This is a genomic window from Pseudomonas sp. Bout1, from assembly GCF_034314165.1.
Lineage (GTDB): Bacteria > Pseudomonadota > Gammaproteobacteria > Pseudomonadales > Pseudomonadaceae > Aquipseudomonas.
Map to the genome: position 1 here is coordinate 2,996,108 of NZ_JAVIWK010000001.1, position 19,274 is coordinate 3,015,381.

Sequence of the window (19,274 nt, forward strand, 5' to 3'; positions counted from 1 at the left end):
CCGATTCTTCGGGTTGAGGTGAACTTGGCTGCCAAGTTCGTTCCGCAAACGTTTGCACAGGTTGTACCAATTTGTGTCAATTGCATGAAGGAATTAAGAAAAGTGGGAAATAGTCGGCCTTTTGGTCAGAAATGTGCCTTGGTAAACGGCAGCGCCTGATCACCGTTGCGGTTGAACAGGTAGGTGGCCGTTTCCCTGCGATATTCGCTGGGCGTCTGGTTCATCTCGATGCGAAAGTGCCGGTTGAAGTTGGAGAGGTTGGCGTAACCCACTTCAAAGCAGATATCGGCCACCGACCTCTCGCTTTGCAATAACAGGCGACAGGCACGCTGCACCCGGAACTTGCGCATCAGGTCGATAAAACCGTGGCCGGTGACGCGCTTGAAGAACCGCGAGAAGCCCGGTTCGCTCATGTCCAGGCGTTGCGCGATGACCGACAGGCGCAGGTCGCCGGTCAACTCGGTCATCAGGTAATCGAAAGCCTTGTGGATGCGCTCCGAGCTGCGGGCATCCAGGGTTGGCGTATAGCAGGCGCTGGCCAAACAGTGGGCTTGCCCGGTGGGCGCCTGCATCAAAGTGTGCAGCAATTGTATGAACAGCATCAGGCGCGCCAGCCCTTGGGCGGGGCCGATGGATTCCAGCAGTTGCGCGGCCTTCAGTGCGGTCTCGCCGGTGAATTCCAGGCCGCGCCGGGCCCGGTCAAACAGGCTTTGCAGGTCGCCCAACTCGGGAAGCGTGCTGCGCAGGGCCAGCAACGCGGCGCCGTCGAACTGCAACACCACATCACGCCCCGTCAGGTATTCCCCCGGGGCCAGGTCGCCGATCCAGTCGTGGGGCAGGTCGGGGCCGATCAATGCGACATGGCCGGCACCAAACGCACCGATATAGTCGCCCGCCACCAGCTTGCCGCTGCCCTTGCGGATCAAGTGGATCTCGAATTCGGGGTGATGGTTCCAGCGGGCCAGCTCGAACGGGTAGTCATGTTCGTACCAGCGAAAGCCATGTTCGGGCTCGGCCAGGATCACCTCCAGCTCGGCGGGGCGTTGCTCGAAAAGGGCGGAGCGGCTTGCTGGCATGGGCGTGGCCCTTCTGGGCTTTTTGGAATGGGACCAAAATACGCCTTTTGCCCAAGCCGCCGCTACCCGGGATTTTGCTTGCCACTGATACTTTTTTGATTCCGGGCGGCGCAGTTAAAAAAGTATCAGTCGAGCATTCGTCATGCGTTTGTCCGGCATCGGCCAAGCTGCTGTAATCGGACAGTCAACTACAAAAACAATAAGTGGAAACCGCCATGTTCAAGATTCCGAAAGCGCTGTTCCTGCTCTGCGGCCTCACGCTGGCGATCGGTGCCCATGCGGCCGAAACCGTGACCATCGCCACGGTCAACAACAGCGACATGATCCGCATGCAACGCCTGTCCAAAGTGTTCGAGGGGCAGCACCCCGAGGTGAAGCTCAATTGGGTGGTGCTTGAAGAAAACGTCCTGCGCCAGCGCCTCACCACCGACATTGCCACCCAGGGCGGCCAGTTCGACGTGCTGACCATCGGCACCTACGAAACCCCGTTGTGGGGCGCCAAGCACTGGCTGGAGCCGATCACGCCACTGCCCGCCGACTACGATGTGGACGACATTTTCCCCGCCGTGCGCCAGGGCTTGTCGGTGAACAATACCCTCTACGCCTTGCCGTTCTATGGCGAAAGCACCGTGACCTATTACCGCACCGACCTGTTCAAACAGGCCGGCCTGACGATGCCCGATCACCCGACCTGGACTCAGTTGGGTGAGTTCGCCGCCAAGCTTAACCAACCCGCCAAGGACCAATACGGCATGTGCCTGCGGGGCAAGGCCGGCTGGGGTGAAAACATCGCGCTGCTGAGTACCATGGCCAACGCTTTTGGTGCGCGCTGGTTTGACGAGCAATGGAAGCCCGAGCTGACCAGTCCCGAGTGGACAGCAGCAGCGAACTTCTACGTCAACACCCTGAAGAACTACGGCCCGCCGGGCGTCTCCAGCAACGGTTTCAACGAAACCCTGGCGCTGTTCAACAGCGGCAAATGCGCGATCTGGGTTGACGCCAGCGTCGCCGGCTCGTTCACCACCGACAAAACCCAAAGCAAAGTGGCCGACAGCGTGGGCTTTGCCGCCGCACCCACCGAGGTTACCGATAAGGGTTCGTCGTGGCTGTACGCCTGGTCCCTCGCGATCCCGGCGACCTCCAAGCACAAGGACGCCGCCAAAGCCTTCATCACCTGGGCCACCTCCAAGGAATATATCCAGTTGGTGGCGGACAAGGACGGCATCACCAACGTGCCGCCGGGTACGCGCCAGTCCACCTACAACGCGGCGTACCTTGGCGCAGCGCCGTTCGCCAAGGTGACCCTGCAGATGATGCAGCACGCCGACCCCGCGCACCCGTCGGCCAAACCCGTGCCGTACGTGGGCATTCAATACGTGACGATTCCCGAGTTCCAGGCCATCGGCACCTCGGTGGGCAAGCTGTTTTCGGCGGCGCTGACTGGCGGTATGACGGTTGATAAAGCACTGGCAGAGGCGCAGTCCACCACGATGCGCGAAATGAAACGCGCCGGCTACCCGAAATAATCAACTTAGGGGCACTACATTCATGAAACGACTGGAAGGTAAAAGCGCATTGGTCACCGGCAGCGCCCGGGGCATTGGCCGGGCATTCGCCCAGGCCTATATCAACGAAGGCGCGACCGTCGCCATTGCCGACATCAACCTGGAGCGGGCTCGGGCCACCGCCACCGAGCTGGGCCCGCAGGCCTACGCGGTAGCGATGGACGTCACCGACCAGGCCTCCATCGACGCCGCGATTGCCGCCGTGGTAGCGCAGGCCGGCAAGCTCGACATCCTAATCAACAACGCCGCCTTGTTCGACCTGGCACCCATCACCGACATCACCCGCGATAGCTTCGACCGGCTGTTCTCGATCAACGTCGCCGGTACGCTGTTCACCTTGCAGGCGGCTGCCCGGCAGATGATCAAACAGGGCCATGGCGGCAAGATCATCAACATGGCCAGCCAGGCCGGCCGCCGGGGCGAGGCGCTGGTGGCGGTGTACTGCGCGACCAAGGCGGCGGTGATCAGCCTTACGCAGTCGGCGGGCCTGAATCTGATCAAGCAGGGGATCAACGTGAATGCCATCGCGCCGGGTGTGGTGGACGGTGAGCATTGGGACGGGGTAGACGCAATGTTCGCCCGGCATGAAGGGCTGCCGCTGGGCGAGAAGAAAAAGCGCGTGGGGGGCGAGGTGCCTTACGGGCGCATGGGGACAGCGGAAGACCTCACCGGGATGGCGGTTTTCCTTGCTTCAAAAGAAGCCGACTACGTAGTGGCCCAGACCTACAACGTCGACGGCGGCAACTGGATGAACTGACGGCACTTGCTCCTGTGGCCGGCCCTGTGCTTTTGTGCACATGCCAGAGGAGAACGCCAAAATGACCGTCCCGATAAACACCGTTGCCTCATTTGATGTCGACGCCCAGAAAAGCTTCACGCCGCTGTGCCCCGATGAACTGCCGGTGGCCGGCGGCGACCAGATTGGCGCCGAGCTCAATTACATGGCCAGCCTCGCTGGGCGCCGTGTTGGTAGCAAGGACGCCCACACCCCGCACGCGCCCTGGGTCGTGCAACACCACAGCGAAATGCTGCAACCCACCGGGCTGGTGCATGCCGACGTGACCTGGGTCGCCCACTGCGTGCCCGGCACCGAGGGTTTCGCCCTGCTGGACGAATTGCCCGCGCCCTATGACTACGACTATTTCATCTGGAAAGGCGTCGAGCCGGATCTGCACCCGTACGGCGCCTGCTACCACGACCTGCACGACAAGCTCTCCACCGGGGTCATCGAATACCTCTACGCCCAGGGCATCCGGCGCGTGACCGTCGGCGGCCTGGCGCTGGACTACTGCGTCAAGACCACCGCGTTGCAACTGCTCAAGGCTGGCTTCGAGGTCATCCTGCACCTGCCGGCATGCCGCGGCATCAGCGAGGAGGGCGGTGTGGCGGCGGTTGACCACCTTGCACAAGTCGGCGTGATGATCAGCCGCAGCCGCGAAGAACTGGCCGCGATGGTTGTGCGAGTTGTCGAGCTTTAGCGAGGCTGCGATGGGGTCACCGCGGTGTGACCGGGTACCGAGTTGTCTGCATCGCGGGCAAGCCCGGCTCCCACACTAGGGCTTCATACCCACTAATACTTCCTGATCCTCCCTGCGCTGTTGACACACGCCCAATTGCTACGCGCGCCCACCTCGGCGGGCGCTGTAGAGCTGTTTATCGAGCATGGCTTGCATGCGGCGGTCGGGGTTCGGGATTTCCTGCACACCGGGTCGACGAGCACTGGCGCCTGCTGGACGACGACTTCATGAACATCAGCCAGGCCGTCGCGGTACCGGTGGCGCACGCAGCCGCTGCCGCGTTCGTCAAATCCTTTGTCGAACGGCAGAAAGCGAATGGCTTGGTAAAACAGGCGTTGTTGCGCAGTGGGCAAAGCCCGGAGCTGGCCGCGCCCTAGAGACGGCGCAGGAAGGACTTGACGATTTTTTGGGTGGCCTGGGTGGTGTCAAGGTCTTCCACTTGGGTGTAGGGATGCCACTGGCATTCCTTGATTTCACTCAGCGGCCGGGCTTCTTCGATATTCACCACCGAGGCCTCGAACACATGATGCAGCGTGTCGCTGGCTTTCAATTCCTGCAATAACAGCAAACCGTCCACGTTCAGCCCGGTTTCCTCTTCCAGTTCCCGTGCGGCTGCGCCCGCTGGCCGCTCGTCGCGCTCGACCTTGCCGCCGGGCAGTGCCCATTTCGATCGGGCTTTACGCACGAACAGGATGTGCCCCTCGTGCTCGCAAATCACCGTGGCCCTTATTTTCATCGTCTGTGCCCCCGCAGCTGGATGAGTGTCATAAAAGTGTAATGCAATTGTCATGCTAGGTGTTTATCCGGCAGGGTAGAGAGGGGGCCGGAAAACACCGATACTGCCCATCGAAAATACTCACCTGAAGGAGAAGCAGATGAACACCGTACGCTGGGGCATGATCGGCTGTGGCAGTGTCACTGAACTCAAGAGTGGACCCGCTTTCTACAAAGCGCCAGGTTCCGCGTTGGTGGCCGTGATGGGGCGCCGCGAGGAGGCCGTGCGCGATTATGCGGCACGCCATGGCATCGCCCGGTTCTACACCGACGCCCAGGCGCTGATCGACGACCCTGAAGTAGACGCGGTGTACATCGCCACGCCGCCCGATAGCCACCTCGAATACAGCCTGATGGTGGCCGCTGCGGGCAAGCATTGCTGCGTCGAGAAGCCCATGTCGCTGAACGCCGAGCAAAGCGCGTTGATGCAGCGCACCTTCGAACAGGCCGGGCTGCACCTGTTTGTTTCCTATTACCGACGCTCGCTGCCGCGCTTCCAGCAGGTGCGGGACTGGCTGCAGGACGGGCGCATCGGCGAGTTGCGCCAACTGACCTGGACCTTGTGCAAGCCACCGTCCGAGGACGACGCCAGCAGCGCCAACTGGCGTACCGACCCGCTGATTGCCGGCGGCGGTTATTTTGCGGACCTGGCCAGCCACGGTTTTGACCTGTTCCAGTACCTGGCCGGGGATATTGTCGACGTAGCCGGGTTTACCGCGCGCCAGGCCGGGCGTTATGCCGCCGAAGATGCGGTCACCGCCTGCTGGACCTTCACCTCGGGCGCACTGGGCATGGGCTGCTGGAACTTTGTCGCTGACCGGCGTGAAGACTTGGTGGAGTTGATCGGCAGCAAGGGCCGTATCACCTTTTCGGTGTTCGATGAGGCGCCTTTGCGGCTGGAAGGCGAAACCAGCGAGGAACTGGAAGTGCCCAACCACGCGCATATCCAATGGCACCTCGTGCTGGGGATGAACGCGCACATCCGCGGCGAAAGCAAACACCCGGCGCTGGCGATCGAGGCGTTGAAGACCGACCGGATCATGGACCGGGTGCTACAACGTAACCCCAATCTGGCTGTTTGAGCGTGCTTGAATTTTGTCTTTTTAAGGAATGAACGGATGAAAATGAAAGCAGTATGGATGGTGTTATGGCTGGTGCTGGCAGGTGCCGCTACGGCAGCGCCGAAGGCTCAGGGGCAGGCCGGTGAGTTTGATTTTTACCTGTTGTCGCTGTCCTGGTCGCCGACCTTCTGCCTGACTCACCCGGACGACCAGCAATGTTCGGGCAAGGGTTACGGGTTTGTTCTGCATGGGCTGTGGCCACAGTATGCAAAGGGCGGCTGGCCGGCATCGTGTGCGCCGCAGTCGCGGTTGTCGGATGCCGACTATGCCCGTGGCAAGACGTTGTTCCCATCGCCCAAACTGCTCAAGCATGAGTGGGCCAAGCACGGCACCTGCAGCGGGCTTGAAGCGTCAGCCTATCTGGACAAGACCGATGCCGCACTGGGCGTGGTCAAGATCCCGCAGGCGCTTGAGCCCTTCAATGTCCCGGGCAACCTGGCTGCGCGGGACATCGAAGCGCTATTTCGTGAGAGCAACCCGGCCATGGGCAACCATGGCCTTGCGGTGATCTGCAAGGGCGCCGTGTTGACCGAGGTGCGTGTATGCCTGACCAAGGACCTGGCGTTTGCCGGCTGCCCGCGCAGCGTCAAGAGCCAGTGCCGGGATGGCGACCTTCGTATCCCGGCCCAGCGCTAGGTGGCATCAGGCAGGCCCATAGTTTTTATGGGCTTGCTCGATTTCCTCCACCAACCGGTCAATGCCCGCCAGGCGCGCCCGGTTGTCATGGTCCCAGGGATGAAACCCCGGCTTGAAGTAATGCAGCCAGGGCAACGCCATACGCGGGAACACGCCCTTGGGCCCATACAGGAATTTGAGCATCCGCCAGAAGCCCTTCAAATGCCCGCCCGCACTGCGGTCGGCAAACAGCAGGCGCAGGTGGAAATCGAAGATCACCAGCCAAAAGAGCAGCGTGGTGGTGAGCATGGTGCCGGTGCGCAGCAAATAACGCGTGGGCCCGGGCTTGATCACACTGTTCCACACATCAAACGCCACCGCCTTGTGCTCGGTTTCTTCCAGGGCGTGCCAGTACCACATCTGCTGGTAACCCTTGACCGAATCACCAAACCGCGACGGGTCGCTGAGGAGGATTTCAGCGAGCATCGCGGTGTAATGCTCCAGGGCAATCGTCACCGCCAGGTTGAACGAGGCAGGCATGTACTTCTTTTGCGCGTCGAGGATCATCTTCAGCCGGCGATCCAGGAAATGCGCCGGCAGCCCGGCGGCTTGCAGCAGGTCGTTGTAGGCCACGTGCTCGCGGCTGTGCATCGCTTCCTGGCCGATGAACCCCTGGATTTCTTTCTTCAGTTGCGGGTCTTCGATGCGCTGGCGGTAATGGCGCACGCTGTCCATGAAGAACAGTTCGCCCTGGGGAAACAGCAACGACAGCGCGTTGAAAAAGTGCGTGATGAACGGGCCTTGTTCGTGCCAGTTCTTGATGCGTTCGGCCGGCAAGGCAAAACGGAGGTCGCGGCGAATCGGCAGCATGGTCGGTACTCCAAGTCAGAGACGGTGCTCTTCGTGGGTTTCAAGGACGGGCGAGGGCGCGCTGCGGTGTTTGGGCGCCATGCGTTTGCTGGCGAACACCACCAGCGCTTGATAGGCCGCTGGCAGGCAGCGGGCGAGCAGGTCCAGGAAGTAAGCGTCGCGGCCAATCAGCACGCGGCGTTTATTTTTGCGTACGCCGTTGAGGATCACGTTGGCGGCTTGATCGGCGTCGGTGATGAACAGCTTTTCAAAGTCGGCGCGGGCCTGTTGCTCGCTGTGGATCAAAAAGCCGGTCATGTTCGCGTCGATCCGGCTGCTGCGGCAGATGTCGGTGCGGATCCCTCCGGGGTGCACGCAGGTGGCTGAAACCCCGCTTTTTTGCAGGTCGAGTTCCTGGCGCAGGGATTCGGTAAAGCCGCGCACGGCGAACTTGGTGGCGTTGTAGCCGCTCATGCCCGGCTGGGCGAACAGGCCGAACACGCTGGAGGTGTTGACCACATGCCCGTCGCCACTGGCCTTGAGGTACGGCAGAAAGGCCTTGGTGCCGTACACCACGCCCCAGAAGTTGATGCCGACGATCCATTCCAGGTCGGCGTAATCCACGCCTTCGACGGTGCTGGACAGCGCGACGCCGGCGTTGTTGAAGATCAGGTTGATCTGGCCGTGTTCGGCTGCACAACGGGCGGCCCAGTCTTCCACGGCCTGGCGGTCGGAAACGTCCAGTACGTGCGAGGTGACAAGCACTGGCGCGTGGCCCTGGGCCGTGATCAGCGCGACGGTCTGCTCCAGGCCCTGGCTGTTTTTATCTGCCAGCGCCAGGTGGCAACCCTCACGCGCCAACGCCAGTGCCAGCGCGCGGCCCATGCCGGAAGCCGCGCCTGTGATGGCCGCCACGCGGCCGTTGAATGACTTCATGACAGGCTCCCTTCTGTGGTGGTGTGGGGCGGCGTCGCAGCCGGGCGCGGTGTGGACGGCGCCGGGACCAGGTTGGCGACGTAGTCCTTGAGTGCGAAATGCCGGGTGACTTGCTTGAAGCGCCAGGTCGAGCCGGGCCACAGCGTGGTGTTCTTGCCAGTGCGCGGGTCCAGGTACCAGCTCTTGCAGCCGCCGGTGGACCAGATGGTGCCCTTGAGTTTGTCCTGTAGCCTGGCGTTATAGGCCAACTCCACCGCCGGCTTGACGTCGACCGTAGCGATGCGATGGCGCTTCATCTGTTGCAGGGCGTCAAGGATGTAGGTGACCTGGGCCTCGATCATCAAAATCATCGAGTTATGCCCCAGCCCGGTGTTGGGGCCGACGATCAGGAACAGGTTCGGATAACCCGGCACCGTGGTGCCCAGGTAGGCATGGGCGCCGTCTTGCCAGGTGTCCATCAGGTCGATGCCGTTGCGCCCGATAACGCAGTTGCGCGGCAAGGGATCGGTGGCCTGGAAGCCGGTGCCGAAAATGATGCAATCGGCCGGATGCTTGATGCCATCGGCGGTAACCACCCCATCGGCCTCGATGCGGTGCACGTTGTCGGTCACCACCTGCACGTTGCTGCGTGACAGCGCCGGGTAGTAGTCATTGGAGATCAACACGCGCTTGCAGCCGATGGTGTAGTCCGGCGTGAGGGTTTTGCGCAGGGAAGGGCGGGCCACTTGTTTATGCAGGTGGCGCATGGCGATTTTCTGCACCATTTTCATCAGGCTCGGGTGCAGGGCAAAGCCCACTACGCGGCCTTCCAGTGCCCAGTAAAAAGCACCGCGCACCAGGCGTTGGGTAAAGGGCAGGTGTTTGAAGACCCAGCGTTCGGCGCGTGAAATCGGCCGGTCGGGCTTGGGCATGATCCATGGCGGCGTGCGCTGGAACAGGTCCAGGTGGGCCACCTGCGGCGCAATTTGCGGCACGAACTGGATAGCACTTGCGCCGGTGCCGATCACGGCCACGCGTTTGCCCTTCAATGAGTACTCATGGTCCCACTGCTGGGAGTGGAAGCGCTTGCCCTTGAAGCTGTCCAGGCCGGGAATGTCCGGCAATGCCGGGCGCGACAGGCCGCCCATTCCCGACACCAGCACCCGCGCGCTGACCTGGCGACCATTGCTGAAGCTCAGGCTCCAGCGCTGTTGCGCCTCATCAAACAGCGCTTTGTCCAAGCCCATGCCAAAGCGCAGGAACGGCGCCAGCTCAAAGCGCCGCGCGCACTGCTCCAGGTAGGCGCGAATCTCTGCCTGCGGCGCGAATTGCCGCGTCCAGTCCGGGTTGGGCGCAAACGAAAACGAATAGACATGCGATTGCACATCGCAGGCGCAACCGGGGTAGTGATTGTCCCGCCAGGTGCCGCCGAGAGCGTCGGCCTGCTCGGCAATGAAGAAGTCGTTGAACCCGGCTTCCTTGAGTTTGATCGCCATGCACAGCCCGGCAAACCCGGAGCCGATGATGGCGATGTCGACGGTGTCGTGGGCATTCATAGGGTGTCCCTCGTGGGCCGGTGGCGCCTTACGGGTTTCGACATCGGATGTGCTCCTTGTTTTTGTTTTGGCTTTTAGATAAAACACCATTGCAAAGGAAAATTGAATTAATTATTTTAAAAAAGATTTTAAATAATCTACCTGAAAATATCGTCTAGGCTACGACCCAGTTCCTCAAGTGCGACTTTTCCGACGGACGAGGGCTTTTACGCACGCAATTAAGGTCCAGGGTTTGGACGATGGCTGAGGTTTTGACCAATACCGGTCGGGCCGCCAGCAACGCAGGATGCAGAGGACCGAGCTATGGCTGTCGAGTGGGTTGTCGCAGCGTGTGTGTGTGTAGGGTTAAGCGTAGTGTTGTGGGGCTTCAGTGCCCGGATGACACGCCGTATAGAAGCTGCTGTTCCGATCAACGGGCGCTTTCTGGAGATCAACGGCGAGCGCTTTCATTATGTAGACGAGGGCAAGGGCCCGCCGTTGGTGATGATCCACGGGCTGATGGGCAGCAGTCGCAACCTGACGTACGCCTTGTCTGCCCAGTTGCGTGAGCATTTTCGGGTGATCACCCTGGATCGTCCGGGGTCGGGTTATTCCACCCGGCATGCCGGCACCGCTGCCGACCTGCCAGGCCAGGCCCGGCAAGTCGCCAGCTTTATCAAGACGCTGGACCTGGACACCCCGCTGGTACTGGGGCATTCCCTCGGCGGGGCGATTTCCCTGGCGCTGGCGCTGGATCATCCCCACGCTGTTTGCGGATTGATCCTGGTGGCGCCACTGACCCATCCCCAGCGCATGCTGCCGCTGGTGTTTATGTCATTGGCGATACGCCCCGGATGGCTGAGGCGCTTCATGTCCCATACCCTGACCATGCCCATCGGCCTGCTGACCAAAGGCGCCGTGGTCAAGGGCGTGTTCGCCCCCGACCCCGCGCCGGAGGACTTCGCTACCCGCGGTGGTGGCTTGCTGGGCATGCGTCCCGATAACTTTTATGCAGCCTCCACCGAGATCAACCTGGTCAACGATTGCCTGCCGGACATGGTCAAGCGCTACCCGCAGCTGACGTTGCCGATCGGGCTGATCTATGGCGCGCAGGACAAGGTGCTGGACTTCCGCAAACACGGCCAGGCCCTGGCCAGCCTGGTGCCGGGCCTGAAGCTGCAACTGGTGGAAGGGCGCGGGCATATGTTGCCAATCACCGCCGCCGAGCGTGTCGCGGCCATTGTGGAGCAGGTGGCCAAGCGCGTCCGGCCACCGCAAGACGCGACGGTTTTGCACCCGCCATTTGCACTGGCGAGCAAATAATTGTGCGACTGAACCCGCGGCTCAACCTCGTCAATCCTTGCTCTAGACACCTGACCAAACGGCTGAAAAAGAGACTGCCCGGTCACGTTCAAAAGGGTTCAAGAATTTAGTTGACGACCTAACGATTCCGCGCTATTTATTTAAAAAAATATTTCAATGTCTAATTTGAAATAATTTTTGAAGTGCCTAAGAGCGAATAAAATAATGAAAAAAACGCCTTTTATCGCATGGTTGAATTCTCGGAGCAGTCACCGCTCCGTGTACCTGTTCAGTGTTTCTTTTTGCACCCTGCCAACCTGCCTCGTGCGGAGGCTGCCATGAATCAGACCCTGGCTGCCCCGAACGTCTGGACCGACGGCAAACGCCACCTGTGGTGGCTCGGCATCATGCCCCTGGCAACCCCTTTGCTTTCTGGCGCCCTGGCCATCACCACCGGCGTGCAACAAATGTGGTGGGTGGGCGTGCTGGTGATCTTCGGCCTGATCCCATTGATCGACGGCCTGCTGGGTGAAGACCTCAGCAACCCGCCGGAATCGGCCGTCAACAACCTCGAATCTCAAAGCTACTACCGCTGGATCGTCTACACTGGCGTGCTGTTTGTCATCTCGTCCGTGGTAATCACCGGGTGGCTGGCGGCAGGCGGCATCGACTGGATCATCAACGGCGGCCTGTTGCACGCTACCGCTGCACTGGACCCGTCGAACTGGCTGGCAAAAACCGCCGCGTTCATCACGGCTCGCACTGAACTGCACGCCGAAGTCAGTTGGTTCACCTACCTGGGCATGGCAATGTCCACCGGCGCCGCCACCGGCATCGCGATCAACACCGCCCATGAGCTGGGGCACAAACCGCGCCTGCTGGAAGTCATCCTGGCCAAGATCACCCTGGCGCCGACTTTCTACGGGCACTTCTATACCGAGCACAACCGTGGCCACCACGTGCGCGTCGCCACCCCGGAAGACCCGGCCAGCTCGCGGCTCGGGGAAAGCTTCTGGGCCTTCCTTCCACGCTCGGTGTGGTTCAGCGCCCGCTCGGCCTGGAACCTGGAGCGGGAACGCCTGCGCAAACTCGGCCTGCCGGCCTGGCACTGGAAGAACGGGGTACTCAGCGCCTGGATGTACAGCGTGGTGTTGTGGGGCGCGATGATTGCCTGGCTGGGCGCGGCAGTGATTCCGTTCCTGATCATCCAGGGCGTCTATGGGTTCTCGCTGCTGGAGGTCGTCAACTATGTTGAACACTACGGCCTCAAACGCCAGAAGTTGCCCAACGGTCGTTATGAACGTTGTTCGCCCCGGCATTCGTGGAACAGTAATCGGATTGTTACCAATATCTTTCTGTTCCAACTACAGCGGCATTCTGATCATCACGCCAACCCCACCAGAAGTTATCAGTCCCTGCGTCACTTTGATGAATCGCCACAACTGCCATACGGTTATGCCAGCATGATTGTCTGGGCGTACGTGCCGTATTTGTGGCGACGACGCATGGACCACCGGGTACTTAACCATTATGCAGGGGATGTCACCCTCACCAATCTTCAACCTTCACAGCGTTTGAAGTACCTGGAGAAATACGGCAACACCAGCACCTTCTAACGTAAAGCAGTCAGCGGTAGGGCGTACTCGGGATCTGTGTATCGCGCAGGTTTTTATCGCGCGGAATAACCGATTTCGAGTACGGCTTAGTTGCCAAGAAGTGGTTTGACCCGAACAAAAATAAAATTAAGGGAAGGACGTACACCATGCAAACACCTGCCAGGTTCACCACGCACATTGTATTGGCCGCCCTGGGCCTGATCGTTTACCACCAGGCCCAGGCTGCCCGTATCGAACCTGCCGGCAGTGCGTTTACTGCCCAGGGCCCCATCAGCTTTTCCAAGGGCGCGTTGATCAGCGCGGACTGCACCATCAAGGTCGCCGGCAAGGTGGCGGCGGATGGTGCCTCGGTAAATGTCGACAAAGTTGAATTCGACGGCGGCCTCAAGTGCAGCCGGGTCGAAGCCATCAACTTGCCGTGGGTATTAGTGGCCAAAGACACCAAGAGCGGCTCGATGTCGAAGATCGCCGTCGATGTGCATGCCTTTGGTCTGGGCGGCAAGTGTGGCCCCTCTACGGCAGACGGAACCTGGGACAACGCCACCGGCAAACTCGAAGCGGTTAACGTGCCTATAGGCGAAGACTGCACGATTAAAACGGTATCGATCAAGATGCCGCCCAGTTTCAAAGTTGTTGAGTAACAGTTGGAAGTTGTAGCGGTAATTGAATTGAAATTTGGCTGGAAAGGGAAGTTCTGCAGATTCACCGTGACCTCTCGATCATGGCCATTACCCCTGGCGAAATGACTCGCCATAACATGTGAGGAAAAATAATGAAAAGTTTGAAAACCCTCGTTTGTGTAACTTCGTTTGCTCTGTGCTTTGGTGCGGCATCGATGGCCAGTGCCGCAACGTTCAGCCCTGCCAACGCTACGTTCACCACAAACGCTGGCGGAACGATTACGGTTAAATCGCCATCCTCTTTTGGCGGTGCAGTGACCTGTAATATTTCGTTTACCGGCAAAGTTCGCGCTGATGGCTCGGCAGCAGACATCACCGCCGCCACCGTCTCGGGCACCAGCCAGTTGTGCTCGTTGCCGCATATGACCAACCTGCCTTGGGTACTGTCGCCTGCTGGCACCGTGACCAACGTCGGTTACACCATCGCTGCCATTCCGCCACTGATTCCAGCCACTAACTGCGGCCCGTCCACCATTGCGGTGACCCTGGCCAACGTTGCCGGTGGCGCCAGCCTGAGTGCTTCCAACCAGCCGCTCAGCGGTAGTTGCACCGTGCAGAGCCTGGCCGTCACCGCGCCTGGTGTCAGCATCGCTCCTTGATAAACGCACTCCGTAAAAAGGGCTGATCACCCGTTAACGCAAGCGCCTCTCGCGAGGCGCTTGTTCACCCCAGGTGTGTGTTGCCCATGTGTCGTTACTTCTGGCGACCTGAGTCGTCATGGATGAGGAAGGAATAATGAAGCGCTTGAACGCCTTCGTTTATATCGGTTCGTTTGCACTGTGCGTCGCTACGGCGTCGATGGCTTCTGCTGCAGGCTTCAGCCCTGCGGGTGCAGCCTTTACTACCAGTGCGGGCGCCACGCTTACGGTCAAGTCGCCTTCGATGTTTGGTGCGGCGATAACCTGCAATATTCAGCTTTCTGGTGTGGTGCGCGGCGACGGTTCAGCCGCCGATATCCTCACCGCCAGCGTTTCGGGCAGCAATGCATTGTGCCGGCTGCCTTCGCTGACCCATTTACCCTGGGTGCTGACGCCCCCTGCTTCGGGAAGCGGTAACGGCGTGCTGGCCAACGTGGGTTACGCCATTCCAGCCAGTTCGCTCCCAGGCACCCAATGTGGCCCTACGGCCATTGTCGCCAGCCAGGCCAATGGTGCCGGTGGCTTTGATGTAACTGCTGCTAACCAAGTGCTTTCCGGTAACTGCACGGTGGTTTCGTTAAGCGCCCATATTCCAAACGTCATCATTGTTCCTTGATACGTACGTCGCATTGAGTCGATTGATTGCGCCCCCCGAGGGGGTGAACCAAGCAGCAAGACGAGCCGGCTGGGGCCGGTTCAGTGAAAAAACAATAAGGAGTGCCGCATGAATAATAAAAAACAACAGGTGCAGGTTTTGCTGGGGTTGGCATTGATGGGTGGGATGATGGTCGCCGCGCCTGTGCAGGCGGGTGGCTTTTCTACGCCAACTTATGGTGCTCCGGGGTGGGGACGTGCGTTTGGTGGTGGTTCGCTGTTCAAGAACGATCCCAGTTCGGCGTATAACAACCCCGCAGCAATGGCCTTCGTCGAACATAATGTCGCGCAATTTACCGTTGACTACGCGCGCATCAAGATCAAGTACAAGGGGCAGGCCAATGACTACCTGGGCCAACCGGTATCCAATACGCCGGTCGGCCCGGATGGCTTTCCCGGTTCAGTGACGACGGTCAATAACAACGATGGCGGCGAGGGTGGTTTTACTGCGTGGCTGCCGACCGGTTTCATGGTGATGCCGCTGGGTGACCGGTTCGCGTTCGGCCTGGCCCAGGTGGTACCGCAGGGTATGCGTTCAACCTGGAGTGAGGACTCCAAGCTTCGAGATTTCGCTGTGGACACCAAGATTGAAACGGTGGGGCTGACCGGGTCTCTGTCGTTCAAGGTCCGTGACGATTTCTCCATCGGTGGCGGGATCATCGTCCAGCACAGTAAAGGCTTCGTCAGCCAGAACATCGATTTGCTGGCGGCCGCGTCCAACTCGAACTCCCCGCTGTTTGGCGGCGCTCAATTCCCGGCGGGGGTGGGCGAAGCCTTGATGCGGGTCAAGGTCGATAATATCTCCACCGGCTGGTTTACCGGTGTGGTCTGGAAGCCCACTGACCAGGACTCCCTCGGCCTCAATTACCACGCCAAAATCAAGAACAAGATGACCGGCAAGTACAACATTCGCGCCGACCAGTTCTCCTACAACCTGATGACCCAACCGAGCCCGTTTGGTGGCACCGGCACACTGGTTGAACAGGCGTACCCAGGGTTGAAGTTGTTCCCGGACGGCGCCCATGCCAGTACCCAACTGGACATTCCTGCTACGGCGGCCTTTGACTGGGTGCACCAGTTCAACGACCGTTTCACCCTGGGTGTGAGTGCCGTGTGGACCCAATGGTCATCCTTCAAGGACCTGACTCTCAAGTCTGGCGACATCACCATCGTCTCCATTCCCTACAACTATCGTGACTCCTGGATGTACTCCGTGGGCGGTGACTTCAAAGCCACCGACGAGCTGACACTGCGTGCCGGTGTGGCCTCTGACCAGACACCGACGCGTAACTCCACGCGCGACCCTCGGATTCCGGACGGCGACCGTTACTTCCTGTCGTTGGGTGCCGGCTACGACATCAAGGCTATCCCAGGCTTGAAACTGGACGTCGCGTATTCCCATCAGTTCGTGCAAGACGTCAACCTCAAGACCAAGAACGTGGACCGCCTGGGTGGCGCGAGCCTGGACGGCAAGACCGAGTCCTCGGGCGACGTAGTCGCTGTGTCGGCAACGTATGCGTTCTAAGTAAATCGCAGCAGGATGGATTAGGGCGGCAAGCGCATCTTGGCGCTCTTATCCGGAGTTCTCTATCGGCGGGTCGCCCATGCGACCCGTTCCAACCTTCTTTCCATTGACCCACTCGGCTGACGCGTTCGGCCGCTGATGTTTTCGTCCAAGCATTAAATAAAAATTTCAAAACAAAATTTGAATTTGTCTTTTCAAGTTTGTAGTGTGGCTTTAAGCCGCAGGTCATTTCGACCTGCTTGCGCATCAGCCGTACCCTGAATTGAGTAGAGGTATCCCCATGGTTATCTGGTTATTGGCGGGACTCGCAGCAGCGATTGCCCTGGCGTATCGACAAGCCGCTGCCACCCTCTGGCTGGGTGCCGGCCTGGTCTGGCTGGCGGTCGGTTACCTGTTCAACGTGGTCGCCGGTTTCGGTGCCAGCGTGGTGGCAGTGCTGGTGGTGTTGCCCGCGCTGCTGCTGACGATCAAACCCCTGCGCCGCAGCCTGTTGACCAGCAAGGCCCTGGGCCTTTTTCGCGGCATCATGCCGGCGATGTCCGACACCGAACGCGCGGCCATCGAGTCGGGCACCGTGTGGTGGGACGCCGAGCTGTTCAGCGGCAAACCGCGCTGGGAGCGCCTGTTGCAAGCCGCTCCGGCCAGCCTCAGCGCTGAAGAACAGGCGTTCCTCGACAACGAAGTGGAGAACCTGTGCGACATGTCCAACGACTGGGAAACCACCCAGGTCTGGCAAGACATGTCCCCCGAAGGCTGGCAGTACACCAAGGACGCCGGCTTCCTCGGCATGATCATTCCCAAGCAATACGGCGGCAAAGGCTTCTCCCACTATGCACATTCGCAAGTGGTGATGAAGCTCTCCACCCGTTGCTCGGCGGCGGCGATTTCGGTGATGGTGCCCAACTCCCTGGGCCCGGCCGAGCTGCTGCTGCACTACGGCACCGACGCCCAGCGCAACTATTACCTGCCACGCCTGGCCCGTGGCGAAGACATCCCGTGCTTCGCCCTGACCAGCCCGTATGCCGGCTCCGACGCCGGGGCAATTCCAGACCTGGGCATCGTTTGCAAAGGCTTGCACGAAGGTGAGGAAGTACTGGGTTTCCGTGTGACCTGGGACAAGCGCTACATCACCCTCGGCCCAATCGCCACCGTGCTGGGCCTGGCTTTTCGCGCCGAAGACCCGGACGGCTTGCTGGGCCAGCCTGGTGCCCTGGGCATCACCTGTGCGTTGATCCCGACCAGCCATCCGGGTGTGAACAGCGGCCGGCGTCACTGGCCACTCAACGCCGTATTCCAGAACGGCCCGACCACCGGCAAGGATGTGTTTATCCCGCTGGAATGGGTGATCGGTGGCCGCGAACAAGTCGGCAACGGCTGGCGCATGTTGATGGAATGCCTGGCCGCCGGCCGGGCGATTTCCCTGCCGTCGGCCAACGTCGGCCTGGGCAAGGTGGCCGTGCGCGGCACCACGGCTTACGCGGCGATGCGCAAGCAATTCGGCCTGCCGATCGGCAAGTTCGAAGGCGTGCAGGCACCCTTGGCGCGTATGGCCGGGCATCTGTATGCCTGCGACGCGGTGCGCAAGGTCTCGGTGGCTTCACTCGATGCCGGTGAAAAGCCGTCGGTAATCTCGGCTATCGCCAAGTATCACGTTACCGAACGGGCGCGAATCATCGTCAACGACGGCATGGATATCGTGGCGGGCAAGGGCATCTGCATGGGCCCCAACAACTTCCTCGCCCGGGCCTACCAGCAAAGCCCCATCGCCATCACGGTGGAAGGCGCGAACATCATGACCCGCTGCCTGATCATCTACGGTCAGGGCCTGATCCGTTGCCATCCTTATGTGTTCCGCGAGATGGAAGCAGCGCGCAACACCGACCGGCGCAAGGCCCTGGTGGATTTCGACAGCGCGATGTTCGGTCACCTGAGCTTTGTGCTGGCCAATACCGTACGTGCCGCGGTGCATGCGCTGACGGGCGGGCGGCTGATTTCGGTGCCGGGCAAGACCGATCCCGCGCTGGCGGCCTACTACCGCCAGGCCAATCGGTTGTCGGTGGTGCTGGCGTTGATCTCGGACATTTCCATGGGCGTGCTGGGCGGCGCCCTCAAGCGCAAGGAAAGCATCACCGGGCGGCTGGGGGACATTCTGTCCCAGCTGTACATCCTGTCCTGCGTGCTCAAACGCTTTGAGGACGATGGCCGGCCACAGGCGGATCTGCCGCTGGTGCATTGGGCCGCGCAGGACGCGTTGCTGCGCGCCCATGAAGCCCTGGCAGAAGTGCTCGACAACTATCCGTCGAAAGCCGCGGCCGCCGTGGTGCGTGGCTTGACGTTCCCGTTTGGTATCCCGCAGCGCAAGCCGTCGGATCGGCTGTTGGCGCAAGTGGCGGAGCTGGTGCAAGTACCGGGGGAAACCCGCGACCGCTTGCTGGGTAACTCCTACATTCCGCGTCCGGAAATCGACAAGCTGGCGTATGGCGAACTGGCCTTGCGTCTGCTGCCACAAGTGGAACTGATCGAGGCGCGACTCAAGGGTTCGGTCAAGCAAGGCCTGATCGAGCCGATGCCGATTTCCAGTGCTGCGTTTACGCCGTGGCGGGTCAAGGCGCGGGCGCTGGAGTTAATCAGCGATGACGAAGAAAGCGTGCTCGCGCGCTATGTGGAGTACGGCGATCACGCGATTCAGGTGGACGACTTCCCGCAGGACTTCGGCTTGCTGGAAGCCCTGCAACAGCGTCAACAGGCGTTGGAACAGGCCGCCAAACCGAGCGCAAAACGTCGCGCCAGCCAAGGCGAAAACGCACCGGTCAACTGACTGGAACTGGAGGAACACGGTCAATGTGGGAGCTGGCTTGCCTGCGATGCAGACGCCGCGGTGTATCCGTTACA

18 protein-coding genes are annotated in these 19,274 nt (G+C 60.6%); 13 read left to right on the forward strand and 5 right to left on the reverse strand.

Going from position 1 to position 19,274, the window contains the following annotated elements:
- Positions 1-125: 125 nt before the first annotated feature.
- The gene (locus RGV33_RS14025) at positions 126-1,076 is read right to left on the reverse strand and encodes an AraC family transcriptional regulator (RefSeq protein WP_322144752.1); all 951 of its coding nucleotides are present in this window, start codon (positions 1,074-1,076) and stop codon (positions 126-128) included.
- Between the two features lie 215 nt (positions 1,077-1,291).
- Here RGV33_RS14025 and RGV33_RS14030 point away from each other — a divergent pair, with 215 nt between their 5' ends.
- The 4 genes from RGV33_RS14030 (at position 1,292) to RGV33_RS14045 (ending at position 4,535) form a co-directional block, all read left to right on the forward strand.
- On the forward strand, positions 1,292-2,602 hold the full coding sequence (locus tag RGV33_RS14030) for a sugar ABC transporter substrate-binding protein (RefSeq protein WP_322144753.1): 1,311 nt from the start codon (positions 1,292-1,294) through the stop codon (positions 2,600-2,602).
- 22 nt (positions 2,603-2,624) lie between these two features.
- Positions 2,625-3,398, forward strand: a complete 774-nt coding sequence (locus RGV33_RS14035) for an L-iditol 2-dehydrogenase (protein WP_322144754.1) — start codon at positions 2,625-2,627, stop codon at positions 3,396-3,398.
- Between the two features lie 61 nt (positions 3,399-3,459).
- Complete coding sequence (locus RGV33_RS14040) at positions 3,460-4,119, forward strand: nicotinamidase (RefSeq protein WP_322144755.1); 660 nt, start codon at positions 3,460-3,462, stop codon at positions 4,117-4,119.
- A 266-nt stretch (positions 4,120-4,385) separates the two neighbouring features.
- Positions 4,386-4,535: a hypothetical protein gene (locus RGV33_RS14045; RefSeq protein ID WP_322144756.1), complete on the forward strand. Its 150-nt coding sequence runs from the start codon at positions 4,386-4,388 to the stop codon at positions 4,533-4,535.
- Here RGV33_RS14045 and RGV33_RS14050 read toward each other — a convergent pair.
- Entirely contained in the window at positions 4,532-4,894 is a 363-nt protein-coding gene (locus RGV33_RS14050) for an NUDIX hydrolase (RefSeq protein WP_322144757.1), read from the reverse strand. The two genes, RGV33_RS14045 and RGV33_RS14050, sit on opposite strands and share 4 nt — an antisense overlap.
- 139 nt (positions 4,895-5,033) lie before the next feature.
- Here RGV33_RS14050 and RGV33_RS14055 point away from each other — a divergent pair, with 139 nt between their 5' ends.
- Together RGV33_RS14055 and RGV33_RS14060 are read left to right on the forward strand one after the other, a co-directional pair.
- Complete coding sequence (locus RGV33_RS14055) at positions 5,034-6,014, forward strand: Gfo/Idh/MocA family oxidoreductase (RefSeq protein ID WP_322144758.1); 981 nt, start codon at positions 5,034-5,036, stop codon at positions 6,012-6,014.
- 36 nt (positions 6,015-6,050) lie between these two features.
- A complete protein-coding gene (locus tag RGV33_RS14060) occupies positions 6,051-6,689 on the forward strand; it encodes a ribonuclease T2 family protein (protein ID WP_416152071.1) in 639 nt (212 codons plus the stop codon).
- Positions 6,690-6,695: 6 nt separating this feature from the next.
- Here the strand turns inward: RGV33_RS14060 and RGV33_RS14065 are convergent, their stop codons facing one another.
- The 3 genes from RGV33_RS14065 to RGV33_RS14075 are packed head-to-tail and all read right to left on the reverse strand — an operon-like array spanning position 6,696 to position 9,988.
- Positions 6,696-7,538: a metal-dependent hydrolase gene (locus tag RGV33_RS14065; protein ID WP_322144759.1), complete on the reverse strand. Its 843-nt coding sequence runs from the start codon at positions 7,536-7,538 to the stop codon at positions 6,696-6,698.
- A 15-nt stretch (positions 7,539-7,553) separates the two neighbouring features.
- On the reverse strand, positions 7,554-8,453 hold the full coding sequence (locus tag RGV33_RS14070) for an SDR family oxidoreductase (protein ID WP_322144760.1): 900 nt from the start codon (positions 8,451-8,453) through the stop codon (positions 7,554-7,556).
- Entirely contained in the window at positions 8,450-9,988 is a 1,539-nt protein-coding gene (locus RGV33_RS14075; protein WP_322144761.1) for an NAD(P)/FAD-dependent oxidoreductase, read from the reverse strand. Before RGV33_RS14075 ends, RGV33_RS14070 begins: the two co-directional genes overlap by 4 nt.
- Before the next feature lie 303 nt (positions 9,989-10,291).
- On the opposite strand from RGV33_RS14075, the gene RGV33_RS14080 reads away from it, so the two are divergent.
- The 7 genes from RGV33_RS14080 (at position 10,292) to RGV33_RS14110 (ending at position 19,200) form a co-directional block, all read left to right on the forward strand.
- The gene (locus RGV33_RS14080; protein WP_322144762.1) at positions 10,292-11,290 is read left to right on the forward strand and encodes an alpha/beta hydrolase; all 999 of its coding nucleotides are present in this window, start codon (positions 10,292-10,294) and stop codon (positions 11,288-11,290) included.
- Positions 11,291-11,607: 317 nt separating this feature from the next.
- Entirely contained in the window at positions 11,608-12,885 is a 1,278-nt protein-coding gene (locus tag RGV33_RS14085) for an alkane 1-monooxygenase (protein WP_322144763.1), read from the forward strand.
- 146 nt (positions 12,886-13,031) lie between these two features.
- The gene (gene praA, locus RGV33_RS14090; protein WP_322144764.1) at positions 13,032-13,526 is read left to right on the forward strand and encodes an alkane oxidation protein activator PraA; all 495 of its coding nucleotides are present in this window, start codon (positions 13,032-13,034) and stop codon (positions 13,524-13,526) included.
- A gap of 131 nt (positions 13,527-13,657) precedes the next feature.
- Positions 13,658-14,164 (forward strand): alkane oxidation protein activator PraB, encoded by a 507-nt coding sequence (gene praB / locus RGV33_RS14095; RefSeq protein WP_322144765.1) that lies wholly within the window; start codon positions 13,658-13,660, stop codon positions 14,162-14,164.
- A 136-nt stretch (positions 14,165-14,300) separates the two neighbouring features.
- The gene (praB, locus tag RGV33_RS14100) at positions 14,301-14,819 is read left to right on the forward strand and encodes an alkane oxidation protein activator PraB (RefSeq protein WP_322144766.1); all 519 of its coding nucleotides are present in this window, start codon (positions 14,301-14,303) and stop codon (positions 14,817-14,819) included.
- 108 nt (positions 14,820-14,927) lie between these two features.
- Positions 14,928-16,382, forward strand: a complete 1,455-nt coding sequence (locus RGV33_RS14105; protein ID WP_322144767.1) for an outer membrane protein transport protein — start codon at positions 14,928-14,930, stop codon at positions 16,380-16,382.
- Between the two features lie 280 nt (positions 16,383-16,662).
- Entirely contained in the window at positions 16,663-19,200 is a 2,538-nt protein-coding gene (locus RGV33_RS14110; protein WP_322144768.1) for an acyl-CoA dehydrogenase, read from the forward strand.
- Positions 19,201-19,274 lie beyond the last annotated feature (74 nt).

What these genes read in the sequence shown, in the direction of transcription:
- RGV33_RS14025 (WP_322144752.1), bottom strand. Translation starts at nt 1,076, where the DNA reads ATGCCAGCAAGCCGCTCCGCCCTTTTCGAGCAACGCCCCGCCGAGCTG.
- RGV33_RS14030 (WP_322144753.1), top strand. Translation starts at nt 1,292, where the DNA reads ATGTTCAAGATTCCGAAAGCGCTGTTCCTGCTCTGCGGCCTCACGCTG.
- RGV33_RS14035 (WP_322144754.1), top strand. Translation starts at nt 2,625, where the DNA reads ATGAAACGACTGGAAGGTAAAAGCGCATTGGTCACCGGCAGCGCCCGG.
- RGV33_RS14040 (WP_322144755.1), top strand. Translation starts at nt 3,460, where the DNA reads ATGACCGTCCCGATAAACACCGTTGCCTCATTTGATGTCGACGCCCAG.
- RGV33_RS14045 (WP_322144756.1), top strand. Translation starts at nt 4,386, where the DNA reads ATGAACATCAGCCAGGCCGTCGCGGTACCGGTGGCGCACGCAGCCGCT.
- RGV33_RS14050 (WP_322144757.1), bottom strand. Translation starts at nt 4,894, where the DNA reads ATGAAAATAAGGGCCACGGTGATTTGCGAGCACGAGGGGCACATCCTG.
- RGV33_RS14055 (WP_322144758.1), top strand. Translation starts at nt 5,034, where the DNA reads ATGAACACCGTACGCTGGGGCATGATCGGCTGTGGCAGTGTCACTGAA.
- RGV33_RS14060 (WP_416152071.1), top strand. Translation starts at nt 6,051, where the DNA reads ATGAAAATGAAAGCAGTATGGATGGTGTTATGGCTGGTGCTGGCAGGT.
- RGV33_RS14065 (WP_322144759.1), bottom strand. Translation starts at nt 7,538, where the DNA reads ATGCTGCCGATTCGCCGCGACCTCCGTTTTGCCTTGCCGGCCGAACGC.
- RGV33_RS14070 (WP_322144760.1), bottom strand. Translation starts at nt 8,453, where the DNA reads ATGAAGTCATTCAACGGCCGCGTGGCGGCCATCACAGGCGCGGCTTCC.
- RGV33_RS14075 (WP_322144761.1), bottom strand. Translation starts at nt 9,988, where the DNA reads ATGAATGCCCACGACACCGTCGACATCGCCATCATCGGCTCCGGGTTT.
- RGV33_RS14080 (WP_322144762.1), top strand. Translation starts at nt 10,292, where the DNA reads ATGGCTGTCGAGTGGGTTGTCGCAGCGTGTGTGTGTGTAGGGTTAAGC.
- RGV33_RS14085 (WP_322144763.1), top strand. Translation starts at nt 11,608, where the DNA reads ATGAATCAGACCCTGGCTGCCCCGAACGTCTGGACCGACGGCAAACGC.
- praA (WP_322144764.1), top strand. Translation starts at nt 13,032, where the DNA reads ATGCAAACACCTGCCAGGTTCACCACGCACATTGTATTGGCCGCCCTG.
- praB (WP_322144765.1), top strand. Translation starts at nt 13,658, where the DNA reads ATGAAAAGTTTGAAAACCCTCGTTTGTGTAACTTCGTTTGCTCTGTGC.
- praB (WP_322144766.1), top strand. Translation starts at nt 14,301, where the DNA reads ATGAAGCGCTTGAACGCCTTCGTTTATATCGGTTCGTTTGCACTGTGC.
- RGV33_RS14105 (WP_322144767.1), top strand. Translation starts at nt 14,928, where the DNA reads ATGAATAATAAAAAACAACAGGTGCAGGTTTTGCTGGGGTTGGCATTG.
- RGV33_RS14110 (WP_322144768.1), top strand. Translation starts at nt 16,663, where the DNA reads ATGGTTATCTGGTTATTGGCGGGACTCGCAGCAGCGATTGCCCTGGCG.